Raw genomic sequence first — 15,434 nt, 5'->3', positions numbered from 1 at the left:
CTGGTGCCAACTGGGCGCTGCGGCGCGGACGGCGTGAACGTTTCCTCGCCGCTCGAAAGGGTGAACGCATCGTGATTACACGAAAATCCCGCCCTGCTCCGGAAATAGGTTGCGCGCATGGTCACATCCACCCACGAGACCTCGCACCGGATCTTCCAGGATCATCCGGAGGTTCTCACGCCGATCTTCGAGGCGTTGGGCATGCCGTCACCCGTCAAGGCGGAGATCGAGCTCATGACTCCCGACGTCACGGAGCTGAAACCGCTCGAGCGCCGTGTCGACACGGTGCTGAAGGTCGAGCCGTCCGACGGGGAGAGCTTCCTGCTCGCCGTCGAGGCCCAGACCCGAAAAGCTTCTGACAAGGGAGTCAACTGGCCGTACTACGTGGCCTACTTGCGAGCGAAGTTCGGCCTGCCGGTCCTGCTCGTCGCGGTCTGCCGCAACCGGACCACGGCGGCCTGGGCCGCCGGCCCCTTCGAATGCCGGGTCGGGCCCTGGGCGTCCCAGGTCACGCGCCCGTTCGTGCTGGGCCCGGACAGTGTTCCGGAAATCACCGACGAAGCGGTGGTGGCGCGAGAGCCGGCGCTTGCGACGTTCTCCGCCATCGTGCACAGCGAAAGCCGGGACATCGACGCCATACTGCATGTGCTGGCCCGTGGAATGCGGTCGTTCGACAAACCCACAGCAAAGTACTGGGCGGAACTGCTGGAAGTGGGCCTGGAGGACACTCCGGCCCGAGAGACGTGGAGGGAGCTGGAGAAGATGGTCATCTCATATTTCCCGGGCAGGGGAACGGTCTGGGAGGAGACGTACTACGAAGGCAAGGCCAAGGGAGAAGCCGAGGGCAAGGCCAAGGGAGAAGCCGAGGGCAGGGCCAAGGGGGAGGCCGAAGGAAAGGCCCAGGGTGTCCTGCGGGTGCTCGAAGTCCGTGGCCTGATCGTTTCCGACGACGCCCGCGCCCGCGTCACCGCCTGCATGGATCTCGCCCGCCTCGACGACTGGCTCGACCGCGCCGGAACGGTCGCTCGGGTCGAGGAACTCTTCGCGGGAATGCCGGACGAGCCGCGGGACGAGCGCCGCCCGGAGTGAGTCACCCGTCGGCCGGGTGCACCACGGTGACGAGGCGGAAGCGTTCCAGGACCGCCGGTGTCGTGTCGTCCACGGTGAAGCCCGGGTCGTCCAGGGCCGCGCGCATCTCCTCGCTGTGCCAGAACCGTTCGTGGCCCGTCCGCCACTCGGCCACGGTGGTGTAGCCCTCGCCCTCGTCCATCGCGTGGGCGAGGTCCACCTCGGCCAGTGGGACGACGCGCACGTCGGTCACCTCGATGACGGCGACCGGGCGGTCGTGGGAGTCGACGACCACCTCGCGGCGCCCTGCTTCCGGCAGCGCTTCACCCGCGTGCTCGTAGTCGACGACGAGGCCGGTCGTGGTGGTCTTCGAGCCGTCGAGGACCGCCGCCACGAGCTGGTCGCGCAGCGGGCCGGGGAAGGCGAACTCGGCCCTGGGCAACGAGGCGAGGTCCGGGGGCGGTGACGCGGAGTCGGACGGCATGCGAACACGATAGCGACCCCGCACCGCACGGCGGCGGCGAGACTTCCTGTCAGCCCCTTGTGATCGATCCGGCCGGCCTCACCCGGCAGCAGGCGCGCCGTCCGGTGCGCCCGTTCACCCCGCCCGGGCCACATCCCGCCACGCTCCCGGAATCGCCCCGGCGACGTCGTGCGCCCCCGTCGGTGCCCCGTCCGCCGCGAAACGCCCCGCGAGGCCGTGGACGTACGCCGCCACGCTCCCCGCGTCCACCGCCGAGAGCCCCGCCGCCAGCAAGGACCCCGCCAGGCCCGACAGCACGTCCCCGCTCCCGGCCGTGGCGAGCCACGACGTGCCCGTCGCGTTGACCCGCACCGGGCTCGACTCCGCCCCGGCCACCACCGTCGTCGACCCCTTCAGCAGCACCGTCGCCCCGTACCGCCCCGCCAGCTCCCGTGCCGAGGCCAGCCGCGCGCCCTCGACCTCCTCCCGGGCCACCCCGAGCAGCGCCGCCGCCTCCCCGGCGTGCGGCGTCATCAGCGTCGGCGCCGTACGGGCCCGTACCGCCCCGGCATCCGCCAGCCGCAGCCCGTCCGCGTCGATCAGCACCGGCACCTCCGCCGCCAGTACCTCCGCCACGGTCCCGGCGTCGTCCCCGGCCCCCGGTCCGACGACCCACGCCTGCACCCGCCCCGCCCGCTTCGGACCCTGGTCGGACACGAGCGTCTCCGGATAGCGGGCGATCACCGCGTCCCCCGCCGGACCGACGTACCGCACCGCCCCGGCCCCGCCCCGCAGCGCCCCGGCGACGGCGAGCACGGCGGCGCCCGGATAGCGGGCCGACCCGGCGGCGATGCCGACGACCCCCCGCCGGTACTTGTCGCTCTCCGCGCCCGGCACCGGCAGCAGCCGCGCCACGTCCGCGTGCTGCAACGCCTCCAGCTCGGCGGCGTCGTTCGGCAGCGGCAGCCCGATGTCCACCAGCCGCACCGACCCGGCGTACTCCCGCGCCGGGTCGAGCAGCAGCCCCGGCTTGTGCGCCCCGAACGTCACCGTCAGGTCGGCCCGGACCGCGGCCCCCCGCACCTGCCCGGTGTCCGCGTCGACGCCGCTCGGCAGGTCGACGGCGAGTACGGCGGCCCGGGCCCGCGCGGCCGCGTCGGCGAGCGGCACCGCCTCCGGACGCAGCCCGCCCCTGCCGCCGATCCCGACGATGCCGTCGACGACCAGGTCCGCCCGCTCGATCAGCTCCCCGGCCGAGGCGGGCCCCGCGACCCGGCCACCCGCCCGGCGCAGCGCCGCCAGCCCCCTTCCGTGCGCGCGCTCCGGCGTGAGCGGCACCGCCGTCACGCCCGCCCCACGCCGGGCGAGCCGCGCCCCGGCGTACAGGGCGTCGCCGCCGTTGTCCCCGCTCCCGACCAGCAGCACCACCCGGCTGCCGTACACCCGTCCGGCCACCCGCCCGAGCACCTCCACGCAGGCGGCGGCGAGCCCGGCCGCGGCCCGCTGCATCAACGCCCCCTCCGGGAGCCGTGCCATCAGCTCCCGTTCGGCGTTCCTGACCGTCTCCACGCTGTACGCAGTCCGCATGCCGTCGAGTCTTCCCCGTACGCCGTGAACGTCACGGACCGCCCCGCGGCATGAGGGACAGTTGTGCCATGGGCGACGACGACGAGACGGCACAGGTGATGACCTCGCTGGGGGCACGCCTGCGCGCCATCCGGCGGGCCCGCGGTCTCACACTGGCCCGGCTCGGCGCCGCCACCGGCATCTCCGTGAGCACGCTGTCCCGGCTGGAGTCGGGCGTGCGCGAGCCGGGGCTGCGGCACCTGCTGCCCCTGGCCAGGGCGCACCGCCTGCCCCTGGACGAGCTGGTCGGTTCCCGGACCGGCGACCCGCGGGTCCATCCGCGCCCGTTCACCCGGCACGGCCAGACCTGGATCCCCCTCACCCGCAACCCGAACGACGGGCTGCACGCCTACAAGCAGATCCTTCCCGCCCCGGCGGTCGCGCGGACCGCATGGACCCCGAGGCCGGACCAGGGCTCCCACGAGGGCCACGAGTGGATCTACGTCCTCTCCGGCCGCCTGCTCCTCGCCCTCGGCGACCACGACCTGGTCCTGGCGGCCGGCGAGACGGCGGAGTTCGACACCCGCGTCCCGCACGGCATCGCCAACGCGGGGGACCGGCCCGTCGAGTGGCTCGCCCTGTACGGAGCGCAGGGCGAGCGCATGCACATCCGGGTTCAGCCGGCCGGCGACTGACTCCCGCCCACCGAACGGGCGACGCGGAACCCCACGTCGTCGACCCGGAACGTCGGGTGGCTGCGGCGCCGCACGGAGGCCCGGACGCTCCAGTGCTCGTCGAACCAGCCGCCGCCGCGCAGCACCCGGTAGGTGCCGTACACCTCGGCGTCGTAGAGGTCCCAGCACCACTCCCAGACGTTGCCGAGCGTGTCGTACAGACCCCACGCGTTCGGCAGCCTGCCGCCCACCTCGTGGACGCGCTCCTCGGAGTTGCCGCGGTACCGGGCGATGTCGTCCAGGGGGCCGTAGCGCGGGCCGTCGGTGCCCGCGCGGCAGGCGTGTTCCCACTCGGCCTCGGTCGGCAGGCGGTACCCGTCGGCGGACGTGTCCCAGGCGACTCCGCCAACGCCAACGCCATCGCCAACGCCAACGCCATCGCCGTCAGCACCGCCAACGCCACCGTCGCCGTCCTCCGCGGCGACGCGGTAGGCCGGGCGGAGCCCCTCGCGCCGCGACAGGGAGTTGCAGAACTCGACCGCGTCCGTCCAGGAGACCTCCACGACGGGCAGCCGCTCGTCCCGCGCGGCCGGGGGCCGCCGACCGGTGACCCGCGCGTACTCGGCCCGCGTGACCGGGAACGCCGCCAGCCGGAACGACGCCACCTCCACCGGCCAGCTGCGCCGCGTCCGCCGGTCCGACAGGGTCACCCGTCCCGACGGCACGGAAACCATCCCGATCCCCGCGCCCACGTCCTCGGCACCCGCACCTCTGACGTCGGCACCCGTACCACTGACGTCGGCACCCGCACCACTGACGTCGGCACCCGCACCACCGACGTCGACATCCGCACCACTGACGTTCATGGGTGTCAGCCTTCCGCGATCACCACCGCCGACGCCACCCCCGCGTCATGGCTCAGCGACACGTGCCACGACGCCACCCCCAGCTCCGCCGCCCGCGCCGCCACCGTCCCCGTCACCCGCAGCCGCGGCTGCCCGCTGTCCTCGACGTACACCTCGGCGTCCGTCCAGTGCAGCCCCGCCGGCGCGCCGAGCGCCTTGGCCAGCGCCTCCTTCGCCGCGAACCGGGCGGCGAGCGAGGCGATGCCCCGGCGCTCCCCGCTCGGCAGCAGCAACTCGCTCTCCAGGAAGAGCCGCTGGGCCATGGCCGGCGTGCGCTCCAGCGACGCCCCGAACCGTTCGATCTCGGCCACGTCGATCCCGACCCCGATGATGCTCATGCCGGGCACCCTAACGACGTCGCGAGCGGTCGGCCTTCCGTGGGGGAAGCCGGGTCCGGGTGCTCTGAGAGACTGGGGGCACGATGAGTGAGACAGCTGCTCGGCGGGCCGCGGTGTCGCGGGCCCGTGCCGAGATCGACCTGGCCGCCCTGCGGGCCAACGTCCGCGCACTGCGCGAACGGGCCCCCGGGGCGGCTCTCATGGCCGTCGTCAAGGCCGACGCCTACGGACACGGCGCGCTTCCGTGCGCCCGCGCGGCCGTCGCCGCGGGCGCGACCTGGCTGGGCACCGCCACGCCGCAGGAGGCCCTCGCGCTGCGCGCGGACCCGGCACTGCCGGACGACGTGCGGATCATGTGCTGGCTGTGGACACCCGGCGGCCCCTGGCGGGAGGCCGTCGAGGCCGGACTCGACGTGTCCGTCAGCGGCATGTGGGCCCTGGCGGAGGTCGTCGGGGCGGCACGGCGGGCAGGGCTCCCCGCACGGGTGCAGCTCAAGGCCGACACCGGGCTCGGACGGAGCGGCTGCCAGCCCGGCGAGGACTGGGCCGAGCTGGTGGCGGCGGCCCTGCGGGCCGAGGACGAGGGGCTCCTCCGCGTCACCGGGCTCTGGTCGCACTTCGCCTGCGCCGACGAGCCCGGGCACCCGTCCATCGCCGCCCAGCTCACCGTCTTCCGGGAAATGACGGCGTACGCGGAGCAGCAGGGCGTACGCCCGGAGGTGCGGCACATCGCCAACTCGCCGGCCACCCTCACGCTCCCCGAGGCCCACTTCGACCTCGTACGGCCCGGCATCGCCATGTACGGCGTCTCGCCCAGCCCCGAGATCGGAACCCCCGCCGACTTCGGGCTGCGCCCCGTGATGACGCTGGCCGCCTCGCTGGCCCTGGTCAAGCAGGTGCCCGGCGGCCACGGCGTCAGCTACGGGCACCACTACACCACCCCCGGCGAGACCACCCTCGGCCTCGTCCCCCTCGGCTACGCGGACGGCGTCCCGCGCCACGCCTCCTCCACCGGTCCCGTCCTGGTCGACGGCAAGTGGCGCACCGTGGCGGGGCGGATCGCGATGGACCAGTTCGTCGTCGACCTGGGCGGGGACCGGCCGGAGCCGGGCACCGAGGCGGTGCTGTTCGGCCCCGGCGACCGCGGCGAGCCCACCGCCGAGGACTGGGCGCAGGCGGCGGGCACCATCGCGTACGAGATCGTCACCCGCATCGGAACACGCGTTCCGCGCGTCTACGTGAACGAGTGACGCGTCCGTCCGACGCGTGACGTGCACGGCACGCGTCCAGGGGAATCAGCAACCAGCGGGAATCAATAACCAGCGGCAACCAGCAACCGGCGGGGAACCGCGCGACGGCCCGGCGAAGAGGAGCGGTACGTGAGCGAGAGCAACGCGGAGGTCGTCACCGCAGCCGTCGTCTCCGCCACGGAGGCCGCCACCGAGGCCGCCGCCGGCGGCTGGCGCCGGGCGACCGGCATCGCCGGTGTCGCGATAGGCGTGGTCGCGGCGGGTGCCGCGGCCGGCGTGGCGATAGAACGGCTCACCGTCGGCCGCGGGATACGCCAGAAGGCCCGGCTCGCCCTCGACTCGGCGGGCCCGTACGGCGGACTGCGCGGCACTCCGGGCAGGGCGTACGCCGACGACGGCACCGAGCTGTACTACGAGGTCGACGACGTCGATCCGGAGACGGAGTCCGCGCTCACCCGGCGCCGCCGGCGGCTGTTCGGCCGTAAGGCGCCCGCCCCCGTGACCGTCGTCTTCGCCCACGGCTACTGCCTCAACCAGGACTCCTGGCACTTCCAGCGGGAGGCCCTCAGGGGCGTCGTCCGCACCGTGCACTGGGACCAGCGCAGCCACGGACGGTCCGGCCGTGGCGTCTCGCAGGTGCGGGACGGCCGGCCGGTCACCATCGAGGACCTGGGCCGGGACCTGAAGGCCGTCATCGACGCGGCCGCACCCGAGGGGCCGATCGTGCTGGTCGGCCACTCCATGGGCGGCATGACCGTGATGGCCCTGGCCGACGCGTTCCCCGACCTGGTCGCCGAACGGGTCGTCGGCGTCGCGCTCGTGGGCACGTCCTCCGGGCGGCTCGGCGAGGTCAACTTCGGGCTGCCCGTGGCCGGTGTCAACGCCGTGCGGCGGGTGCTGCCGGGCGTGCTGAAGGCGTTGGGGCAGCGGGCCGAGCTGGTGGAGAAGGGGCGGCGGGCGACGGCGGACCTGTTCGCCGGGATCATCAAGCGGTACTCGTTCGCGTCCCGGGACGTCGACCCGGCCGTGGCCCGGTTCGCGGAGCGGATGATCGAATCGACGCCGATCGACGTGGTCGCCGAGTACTACCCGGCCTTCAACGACCACGACAAGACCGCGGCCCTCGCCCACTTCGCCGGCCTGCCCGTCCTCGTCCTGGCCGGAGTGCGGGACCTCGTCACGCCGAGCGAGCACAGCGAGGCGATCGCCGACCTGCTGCCGGACGCGGAGCTGGTGCTCGTGCCCGACGCGGGGCACCTGGTGATGCTGGAACATCCGGAGCTGGTCACCGACCGCCTTGCCGACCTGCTCGCCCGCGCGGGCGCGGTGCCGCCAGCCGCTACGGTTGACGGCTATGGAAGCACCAGCAGCACCGCGGGACCCGGCTGAGCCCTCCGAGACCTCTGAGCTCTCCGAGTTCCCCGAACCCTCCGCGCCCGGCGAACCCTCCGCGCCCGGCGAGCTCGCCGAGTCCGCCTCGGGCGTCGCGATCACCGTCACCTCCCCGGAGCAGATGCGGGAACTGGGCCGCAGGCTCGCCAAGGTCCTGCGCGCCGGTGACCTGGTGATGCTCAGCGGGGAGCTGGGCGCGGGCAAGACGACGCTGACCCGGGGGCTCGGCGAGGGCCTAGGCGTGCGCGGCGCCGTCACCTCCCCGACCTTCGTGATCGCCCGCGTGCACCCCTCCCTCGGCGACGGGCCGCCGCTCGTCCACGTCGACGCCTACCGCCTGTCCGGCGGCCTGGACGAGATGGAGGACCTCGACCTCGACGTCTCCCTGTCCGACTCGGTGATCGTGGTGGAGTGGGGCGAGGGCAAGGTCGAGGAGCTGACCGACGACCGGCTGCGGCTCCGGATCGACCGGGCCGTCGGCGACACCACCGACGAGGTGCGGCACGTGACGCTCATGGGCGTCGGTGAGCGCTGGGCCGCGGCCGACCTGAGCGTGCTCACCGTCTGAACCCGGGCTCCGGCTCCCGGGCCTCCCACCGGGAGGCGTTCCGACAAGGTGTCGGGAAAATATTGCGTTCCGGGTCTTGCGCGTGGTCACATGGTATCCAGCTCGTAGTTAGGCATGCCTAACTACGCCCGCCCCCGACCTTCAGGAGGCGTCCATGTCAGAGACCGAGTCGCAGCCGCAGCCGCAGTCGCGGTCGCAGGCCCGGCAGCGGCCGCAGTCGCCCGCTTCAGCGTCCGCCGCGGTTTCGATGCGCGACCTGCTCGCGTCCTGTGCCGCCGCGACGGTGATCTCGACACCGCCGCGCGCGCCCGAGCCGGAGGTCCGCCGTCCTGTACGGGAGCACCGCGAGGCCGCCTGACCCGTGCACCGGCCCGTGCCGTGCAGCCGGTGAGCCCGGTTGTGTCGCGCGTGACACGTGAGGCATGGGCGGTCCACGTGGCTCCCGGCGTCTCAGGGGACGACGACGACCCGCTGCCCGACCGTCGCGAACCGCCACATCGCGTCGCCGTCCGCGCGCGTCTCCCGGATGCCGCCGGTGCGCCGGGCCGGGTCGGGCTTCGCCATGGAGCCGTCCACCGCCGCGCTGAACCCGATGACCACGCCGCGGACGCTGGTGAAGCGCACGACGTGCTCGACCGGGATGCCGTCGGAGCCGGTGACCCGTTTGGAGCGGGACGTGACCGCGTAGGTGCCCGGTGCCGGGTCCACCCCGCTGGGCGTGACCCGGAAGGTGCGCCGGACCCGGTCGCCCGGGTCGACCAGCCACACCCGGTCGTCGTCCACCGAGTACACCACCCGTTCACCCTTGCCGGAGCCCGCGGGCAGCGCCTCGGGGCGCCGGTGGTCGCGGGGTGCCTTGGAGGCGCCGGGGGCGGGCGTGCCGCTGGCCCGGACCCGGCCGGGGTCGGGCGGGGCGCTGGTCGACGCCTGGTGGCCGAGGAAGCCGATCGTCACGAGGGCCGCCGCCGTGAGGCCGGTGACGAGCCCGGCGCTGCTGCTTACCACTGGCGACCACCTCGTCGTCGTACTCGTGCACCCGTTCCCCGGCGACGGTAGCACTCGGTGATCGCGCGATCGCCGTGGGCGACGCGGGATGCCTCCGGTCGGCGCAGGGCGACACGGGCGGGCGGCGCCGGGCCGGCCGGTGGGCGTCCGACACGGGCCCCGCGGCGCCGTAGGCTGTTTGCGTGCTCTTGCTCGCTCTGGATACCGCCACGCCCGCCGTGACCGTCGCGCTGCACGACGGTACGGACGTCATCGCCTCGTCGAGCCAGGTGGACGCACGCCGGCACGGCGAGCTGCTGCTGCCCGCCGTCGACCGCGTGCTCACCGAGGCCGGCCTCGGGCTCGACGCCGTCACCGGCATCGTCGCCGGCACCGGCCCCGGCCCGTACACGGGACTGCGCGTCGGCCTGATGACCGCGGACACGTTCGGACTCGCGCTCGGCGTGCCCGTCCACGGCGTGTGCACGCTGGACGGCCTCGCCTACGCCGCCGACCTGGAGGGCCCCTTCGTGGTGGCGACCGACGCCCGCCGCAAGGAGGTCTACTGGGCCCGGTACGCCGACTCCCGCACCCGCGTCACCGACCCGGCGGTCGACCGCCCCGCCGACATCGCGGAGCAGGTCGCCGGACTCCCGGCCGTCGGCGCGGGCGCGCTGCTGTACCCGGACACCTTCCCGAAGGCGCACGAGCCCGAGCACGTGTCCGCCGCCGCCCTGGCGTCCCTGGCCGCCGAGAAGCTCGCGGCGGGCGAGGAACTGCCCGCGCCCCGGCCGCTGTACCTGCGCCGGCCCGACGCCCAGGTCCCCAAGAACTACAAGGTGGTCACCCCCAAGTGACCGGAGCGACCGAGCCCGTGACGCCACCCGTACAGCCCGAGCTGCGCGAGATGCGCTGGTGGGACATCGACCCCGTGCTCCGGATGGAACGGGAGCTGTTCCCGGAGGACGCCTGGTCGCGGGGCATGTTCTGGTCCGAGCTGGCCCACGCGCGTGGCCCCGGGGCGACCCGGAGGTACGTCGTCGCCGAGGTGCCGGGGACGGCCGAAGCGGACGGCGCGGCCGGCGAGAGTGGCGCGGCGGGCGAGAGCGGCGCGGCCAGTGAGGGTGGCGCGATCGGTGAGGGCGGCGCCCGGATCGTCGGGTACGCGGGCCTCGCCGCCTCCGGCGACCAGTCCGACGTGCAGACCATCGCCGTCGCCCGCGACCACTGGGGCACCGGACTCGGCGGGCGGCTGCTGTCCGAGCTGCTGCGGGCGGCGACCGCCTTCGAGTGCGCCGAGGTGATGCTGGAGTGCCGGGTGGACAACACCCGCGCGCAGCGGCTGTACGAGCGCTTCGGCTTCGAGGCGATCGGTTTCCGGCGCGGCTACTACCAGCCGGGCAACGTGGATGCCCTGGTGATGCGACTGACCACAGCGCCCGGTGGCGGCCCCGCCGCGGGCGCCGACTCCGTACAAGGAACCGACAACCATGGCTGACTCACGCGACGAGCCCCTCGTCCTGGGGATCGAGACGTCCTGCGACGAGACCGGCGTCGGTGTCGTGCGCGGCACCACCCTGCTGGCCGACGCCGTCGCGTCCAGCGTCGACGAGCACGCCCGCTTCGGCGGTGTCGTCCCCGAGGTGGCGAGCCGCGCCCACCTGGAGGCGATGGTCCCCACCATCGACCGCGCCCTGAAGGAGGCGGGGGTGAGCGCGCGCGACCTCGACGGCATCGCCGTCACCGCGGGCCCCGGCCTCGCCGGCGCCCTGCTGGTCGGAGTCTCGGCCGCGAAGGCGTACGCCTACGCCCTCGGCAAGCCCCTGTACGGCGTCAACCACCTCGCCTCGCACATCTGCGTCGACCAGCTGGAGCACGGCGCGCTGCCCGAGCCGACGATGGCGCTGCTGGTCTCCGGCGGGCACTCCTCGCTGCTACTGTCGACGGACATCACCTCCGACGTCCGCCCGATGGGCGCCACCATCGACGACGCGGCCGGCGAGGCCTTCGACAAGATCGCCCGCGTGCTGAACCTGGGCTTCCCCGGCGGCCCCGTCATCGACCGGTACGCGCGCGAGGGCGACCCGAACGCGATCGCGTTCCCGCGGGGACTGACCGGCCCGCGTGACGCGGCGTACGACTTCTCCTTCTCCGGGCTGAAGACGGCCGTGGCCCGCTGGATCGAGGCGAAGCGGGCGGCGGGGGAGGAGGTGCCGGTGCGCGACGTGTCGGCCTCCTTCCAGGAGGCGGTCGTGGACGTACTGACCCGCAAGGCGGTGCGGGCCTGCAAGGACCAGGGCGTCGACCACCTGATGATCGGCGGCGGCGTGGCCGCCAACTCCCGGCTGCGGGCCCTGGCCCAGGAGCGCTGCGAGGCGGCCGGCATCCGGCTGCGCGTGCCGCGGCCCAAGCTGTGCACGGACAACGGTGCGATGGTCGCCGCGCTCGGCGCGGAGATGGTCGCCCGGGGCCGGGCCGCCTCCGACTGGGACCTCTCGGCCGACTCCTCCCTGCCGGTGACGGAACCGCACGTCCCGGGGCAGGGCCACACGCACGGCCACGACCACGACCACGTGCACGAGGTCAGCAAGGAGAACCTGTACTCGTGACCGTCGCGCTGATGTGGGAGGCGCGGGCCGTGCCCGGCCGGGGCGAGGAACTGCTGGCCTGGGCACGGGCGCAGCCGCTCGACGGCACCCCGCTGCGCCGGGAGACGCTCCGCGCCCCGCAGGACCGCGTCCTCGTCGTCACCTGGTGGGACGCCGCCTACGACGCCGAACTGCCGGAGCTGCCCGAACCGGACACCGGCCTGGTCACGCGGGCGGTGCACCGGTGGCGGTTCGAGTCGGTGGCCGCGGACTGAGCGGGGAGGTCGCGAGGCCCACGGTGCCCATCGTGGGCTTCCGCCACAGCAGCAGGCCGTTCCGGCGCTCCCAGACGGTGATGACCACGGCCTGCGCCCCCCACTCGACGGCGGACGCCAGCGGGAACAGCGCGACCCACCACCCCCACACGAGGGCCGCCGCCGTCGTCGGCACGACGATGAAGGCGAAGAGGCCCGGGAGGAAGAGGCGCTCGCGCAGCCGCTCGTCCGGCGGCGGCTCCACGTCGTCGGCCAGGGGGACGGCCTTGCGGAAACGCCGTACGTCCACGAACAGTTCCACGAGCACCGACAGCACCACGAGCGCGAGCAACGCCAGGAAGAACCGGCGTGTGTCTCCCGCGGGCGGCAGCTCGAACCCGTGCACGACACCACCCGCCACGGCGCAGACGGCGGCGCCGGCCAGTGCCGCTCCGGTGGATCTCGTCTCGTGGTGCAGGCTCCGGTCCATCGCGCGCCCCCCCGTGCGCCCGGCGCGGTGGCCTGGGCCACCGGCGACTCCCCCGTGTCCCGTGCGGCCGCCCGCCCGCTCCGGGCTCCGCGTCGGCCCCGTGAGGGGGGCGGCCGTACCGGCCACGTGCGGGTCGGTGGTGCCGGCCCCCGTGCGGGGCGGCCGTACCGGTCCCGTGCGGGGCGGTGGTGCCGTGCGGCGTACGTCCGCGCTGGACGCCGCCCACCGTATTCGAGCCCGCCGGGCCGGACCACCCGCCTGCCCGAACGGCTGGTGAACGCCGAGGGACAGGCATGGAAGCGGAAGGTCGCGCGGGTGGCGTGCGGGCGGTAGTGCGGCGACTGAGCGCTTCGAACGTTTCGAAGTATATAGCGAATGTTCCGGAGGCCCTGGTTGCTCGGGGGCTACGTCAGGAGGGCCCTCAGGGTTACGATCGCCGTCATGACATCCCCGCAGCCCGCTGAAACCCGGACGCAAAGGCGGTCCGCGCAGACCGCGACCCTCGCCGAGATCGCGCGTGAGGCCGGTGTGTCGGCGCCGACTGTTTCGAAGGTCCTCAATGGCCGTGCCGACGTCGCCCCCGCGACCCGGGCCCGCGTGGAGGAGCTGCTGCGCGGTCACGGCTACCGGCGCCGGCGGGCCGAGGCGACCCGCTCGCCCCTGATCGACCTGGTCTTCCACGAACTGGAGAGCGCCTGGGCGATGGAGGTCATCCGGGGCGTGGAGAACGTGGCCCGGGACACGGGGCTCAGCGTCGTCCTCTCCGAGAGCGCGGGGCGTCTCACGCCCGGCAGGACCTGGGCCGACCAGGTCGCCGCCCGCCGCCCGCACGGCGTGATCCTCGTCCTGTCCGGCCTCGACGAGTCCCAGCGGGCCCTGCTCACCAGCCGCTCCATCCCGTTCGTGGTGATGGACCCGGCCGGCGACCCGGGCGCCGACGTGCCGTCCATCGGCGCCACCAACTGGCAGGGCGGACTCGCCGCCACCCGGCACCTGATCGACCTCGGTCACACCCGCATCGGCGCGATCAGCGGCCCCGTCCGGATGATGTGCAGCCGCGCCCGCGTCGACGGCTACCGGGCCGCCCTGGAGACGGCGGGGCTGCCCGTCGACCCGGACCTGATCATGACCGGCGACTTCCACCACGAGGCCGGCTACCGGCAGGGCCTGGAACTGCTGCGCCGCCCCGACCGCCCGACCGCCGTCTTCGCCGGCAACGACCTCCAGGCGCTCGGGCTGTACGAGGCCGCGCGCGAGCTGGGTCTGCGCATCCCGCAGGACCTGAGCGTGGTCGGGTTCGACGACCTGCCGGTGGCCCGCTGGGTGGGGCCGCCGCTGACGACCGTACGGCAGCCGCTCATGGAGATGGCCGAGGCGGCGGCCCGGCTGGTCCTGGACCTCGGACGCGACGACGGCTCCGCGGCGGCGACCCGGGTGGAGCTGGCCACCAGCCTGGAGGTGCGCAGCAGCACGGGCGCGCCCGCGGCGGTCTGACCGGGGCCGGTTTCCCGCTCCCCTCGGTCTGACCGGGGCCGGTCGCCGCTCTACTCGAACCGAGCGGAGCCGGTCGCCGCTCTCCTCGAAGCCCGGCCGTCCTCCGCTGCCTGAGAAGTCCGAGTCTGAGAATTTCCGCAGAATGACGACCCACGTATGTCCGTTCCCAGTAATTCGGACTTATGTTCCTCACGATGGGGCATTCGGGTGGGGACGCGAACGGGGCCGGCACGGGCGGGGGCGGACGCATGGCTGCGCGGGACGGGCTGGGCGGGCCGGGCCGCCGCTCGAAGGGGCTGAAGGCGGCAGGCCTCGCCCTGGCCGGTGCCCTGCTGCTCGGGGCCGCCGCGGCGGGGTGGGCCTACTGGCACCTGAACGGCAACATCCGGAGCGTCGACATCGACGGCGCGCTCGGCGACGACCGCCCCGCGAGGCCGGTCACCGTCCCCTCCGCCTCGCCCGACGCGGCCCCGGTGCCCGCCGGCGCCCTGAACATCCTGGTCCTCGGTTCGGACTCGCGCAGCGGCGAGGAGAACCAGGAGCTCGGCGGCGGTGACAGCGAGGGCGCCCGCTCGGACACGGCGATGGTCGTCCACCTCGACGCGGGCCGGACCGCCGCCACCGTCGTCAGCATCCCGCGCGACACGCTCGTCACCCGCCCGTCCTGCCCGCTGCCGTCCGGCGGTGAGTCCCGGGAGGCGGGCGGCGCGATGTTCAACACCGCCTACGCGGTGGGCGGGCCGGTCTGCGCGGTCAAGACCGTCGAGTCGATGACCGGCGTCCGCATGGACCACTACATCGAGATCGACTTCTCCGGTTTCGCCGAGCTGGTCGACGCGCTCGGCGGGGTCACGGTCACCACGGACGTGGACATCGACGACGACAAGAGCCACCTGCACCTCGACGCCGGCACCCACCACCTCGACGGCACCGAGGCCCTCGGTCTGGCCCGCACCCGGTACGGGCTGGAGGGCGGCAGCGACCTCGCCCGCATAGAGCTCCAGCACAAGCTGGTCAAGGCGCTGCTGGAGCAGATGTCGGCCACCGACCTGCTCACCGACCCGGCACGGCTGTACCAGGTCGCCGACGCGGTCACCGGCAGCCTCACCACCGACACCGGCCTGGACTCGCTGGGCGAGCTGATGAGCCTCGGCCGCAGTCTCGGGGACCTGTCGGCCGACGACGTACGCACGGTGACGATGCCCGTCGTGCCGGCCCCCTGGGACGCCTACCGGGTGGTGGCCCTGGAACCGGACGCCGGTGAGCTGTGGGAATCGCTCCGCTGAGAGAAGCCCCGAAGAAAAATTCGCGAAGTTCCCGGGGCACCTGTCGATCCACGCCCCGCCCGTTCGACGCACGGGTGAGAGGCCGGGACGGACCCGGCCCCCGAACCACCCGAG

The 15,434-nt window shown here is 74.1% G+C and carries 18 protein-coding genes; 12 read left to right on the top strand and 6 right to left on the bottom strand.

Features of this window, described 5'->3' with window-relative positions; all coding sequences use genetic code 11:
- Positions 1-117: 117 nt before the first annotated feature.
- Positions 118-1,089: a hypothetical protein gene (locus ACP4J0_RS04160; protein WP_426597224.1), complete on the top strand. Its 972-nt coding sequence runs from the start codon at positions 118-120 to the stop codon at positions 1,087-1,089.
- 1 nt (position 1,090) lies between these two features.
- On the opposite strand, the gene ACP4J0_RS04155 is transcribed toward ACP4J0_RS04160, so the two are convergent.
- Positions 1,091-1,552 (bottom strand): ASCH domain-containing protein, encoded by a 462-nt coding sequence (locus ACP4J0_RS04155; protein WP_426597223.1) that lies wholly within the window; start codon positions 1,550-1,552, stop codon positions 1,091-1,093.
- Positions 1,553-1,666: 114 nt separating this feature from the next.
- Positions 1,667-3,118, bottom strand: a complete 1,452-nt coding sequence (locus ACP4J0_RS04150; protein WP_426597222.1) for an NAD(P)H-hydrate dehydratase — start codon at positions 3,116-3,118, stop codon at positions 1,667-1,669.
- Between the two features lie 68 nt (positions 3,119-3,186).
- On the opposite strand from ACP4J0_RS04150, the gene ACP4J0_RS04145 reads away from it, so the two are divergent.
- Positions 3,187-3,792 carry a helix-turn-helix domain-containing protein gene (locus ACP4J0_RS04145; protein ID WP_426597221.1) on the top strand — a complete coding sequence of 202 codons (606 nt, stop codon included), beginning with the start codon at positions 3,187-3,189 and terminating at the stop codon, positions 3,790-3,792.
- On the opposite strand, the gene ACP4J0_RS04140 is transcribed toward ACP4J0_RS04145, so the two are convergent.
- Together ACP4J0_RS04140 and ACP4J0_RS04135 are read right to left on the bottom strand one after the other, a co-directional pair.
- Entirely contained in the window at positions 3,774-4,505 is a 732-nt protein-coding gene (locus tag ACP4J0_RS04140) for a formylglycine-generating enzyme family protein (protein WP_426597284.1), read from the bottom strand. The two genes, ACP4J0_RS04145 and ACP4J0_RS04140, sit on opposite strands and share 19 nt — an antisense overlap.
- 137 nt (positions 4,506-4,642) lie before the next feature.
- The gene (locus ACP4J0_RS04135; RefSeq protein ID WP_426558201.1) at positions 4,643-5,014 is read right to left on the bottom strand and encodes a holo-ACP synthase; all 372 of its coding nucleotides are present in this window, start codon (positions 5,012-5,014) and stop codon (positions 4,643-4,645) included.
- 83 nt (positions 5,015-5,097) lie between these two features.
- On the opposite strand from ACP4J0_RS04135, the gene alr reads away from it, so the two are divergent.
- The 4 genes from alr to ACP4J0_RS04115 all read left to right on the top strand — a co-directional run bounded on the left by alr (position 5,098) and on the right by ACP4J0_RS04115 (position 8,582).
- Positions 5,098-6,264, top strand: coding sequence for an alanine racemase (gene alr / locus ACP4J0_RS04130; protein WP_426597220.1), 1,167 nt, complete (start codon positions 5,098-5,100; stop codon positions 6,262-6,264).
- Between the two features lie 129 nt (positions 6,265-6,393).
- Complete coding sequence (locus tag ACP4J0_RS04125) at positions 6,394-7,653, top strand: alpha/beta fold hydrolase (RefSeq protein WP_426597219.1); 1,260 nt, start codon at positions 6,394-6,396, stop codon at positions 7,651-7,653.
- Positions 7,619-8,224 (top strand): tRNA (adenosine(37)-N6)-threonylcarbamoyltransferase complex ATPase subunit type 1 TsaE, encoded by a 606-nt coding sequence (gene tsaE / locus ACP4J0_RS04120; RefSeq protein ID WP_426597218.1) that lies wholly within the window; start codon positions 7,619-7,621, stop codon positions 8,222-8,224. The genes ACP4J0_RS04125 and tsaE overlap by 35 nt, the downstream gene beginning before the upstream one ends.
- A gap of 154 nt (positions 8,225-8,378) precedes the next feature.
- A complete protein-coding gene (locus ACP4J0_RS04115; RefSeq protein ID WP_426597217.1) occupies positions 8,379-8,582 on the top strand; it encodes a hypothetical protein in 204 nt (67 codons plus the stop codon).
- A 92-nt stretch (positions 8,583-8,674) separates the two neighbouring features.
- On the opposite strand, the gene ACP4J0_RS04110 is transcribed toward ACP4J0_RS04115, so the two are convergent.
- A complete protein-coding gene (locus ACP4J0_RS04110; protein ID WP_426597216.1) occupies positions 8,675-9,229 on the bottom strand; it encodes a hypothetical protein in 555 nt (184 codons plus the stop codon).
- A gap of 182 nt (positions 9,230-9,411) precedes the next feature.
- Between ACP4J0_RS04110 and tsaB the strand changes: the two genes are divergently transcribed.
- The 4 genes from tsaB to ACP4J0_RS04090 are packed head-to-tail and all read left to right on the top strand — an operon-like array spanning position 9,412 to position 12,071.
- Positions 9,412-10,065, top strand: a complete 654-nt coding sequence (tsaB, locus tag ACP4J0_RS04105) for a tRNA (adenosine(37)-N6)-threonylcarbamoyltransferase complex dimerization subunit type 1 TsaB (RefSeq protein ID WP_426597215.1) — start codon at positions 9,412-9,414, stop codon at positions 10,063-10,065.
- Positions 10,066-10,115: 50 nt separating this feature from the next.
- Positions 10,116-10,706, top strand: a complete 591-nt coding sequence (locus ACP4J0_RS04100) for a GNAT family N-acetyltransferase (protein WP_426597283.1) — start codon at positions 10,116-10,118, stop codon at positions 10,704-10,706.
- On the top strand, positions 10,699-11,817 hold the full coding sequence (tsaD, locus tag ACP4J0_RS04095) for a tRNA (adenosine(37)-N6)-threonylcarbamoyltransferase complex transferase subunit TsaD (protein ID WP_426597214.1): 1,119 nt from the start codon (positions 10,699-10,701) through the stop codon (positions 11,815-11,817). The genes ACP4J0_RS04100 and tsaD overlap by 8 nt, the downstream gene beginning before the upstream one ends.
- Positions 11,814-12,071 carry a hypothetical protein gene (locus ACP4J0_RS04090; RefSeq protein WP_426597213.1) on the top strand — a complete coding sequence of 86 codons (258 nt, stop codon included), beginning with the start codon at positions 11,814-11,816 and terminating at the stop codon, positions 12,069-12,071. Before tsaD ends, ACP4J0_RS04090 begins: the two co-directional genes overlap by 4 nt.
- Here ACP4J0_RS04090 and ACP4J0_RS04085 read toward each other — a convergent pair.
- Positions 12,022-12,540 carry a hypothetical protein gene (locus ACP4J0_RS04085; RefSeq protein WP_426597212.1) on the bottom strand — a complete coding sequence of 173 codons (519 nt, stop codon included), beginning with the start codon at positions 12,538-12,540 and terminating at the stop codon, positions 12,022-12,024. The genes ACP4J0_RS04090 and ACP4J0_RS04085 overlap by 50 nt on opposite strands.
- 441 nt (positions 12,541-12,981) lie before the next feature.
- On the opposite strand from ACP4J0_RS04085, the gene ACP4J0_RS04080 reads away from it, so the two are divergent.
- Positions 12,982-14,034, top strand: coding sequence for a LacI family DNA-binding transcriptional regulator (locus tag ACP4J0_RS04080; protein WP_426523636.1), 1,053 nt, complete (start codon positions 12,982-12,984; stop codon positions 14,032-14,034).
- Positions 14,035-14,282: 248 nt separating this feature from the next.
- On the top strand, positions 14,283-15,320 hold the full coding sequence (locus ACP4J0_RS04075; protein WP_426597211.1) for an LCP family protein: 1,038 nt from the start codon (positions 14,283-14,285) through the stop codon (positions 15,318-15,320).
- The last annotated feature ends 114 nt before the right edge of the window (positions 15,321-15,434 follow it).

Source organism: Streptomyces sp. WG7, assembly GCF_049975785.1.
In the GTDB taxonomy this organism is placed as follows: Bacteria; Actinomycetota; Actinomycetes; order Streptomycetales; family Streptomycetaceae; genus Streptomyces.
Note: the sequence above shows the minus strand (reverse complement) of the source record. Positions and strands in the feature narration are given on the sequence as shown.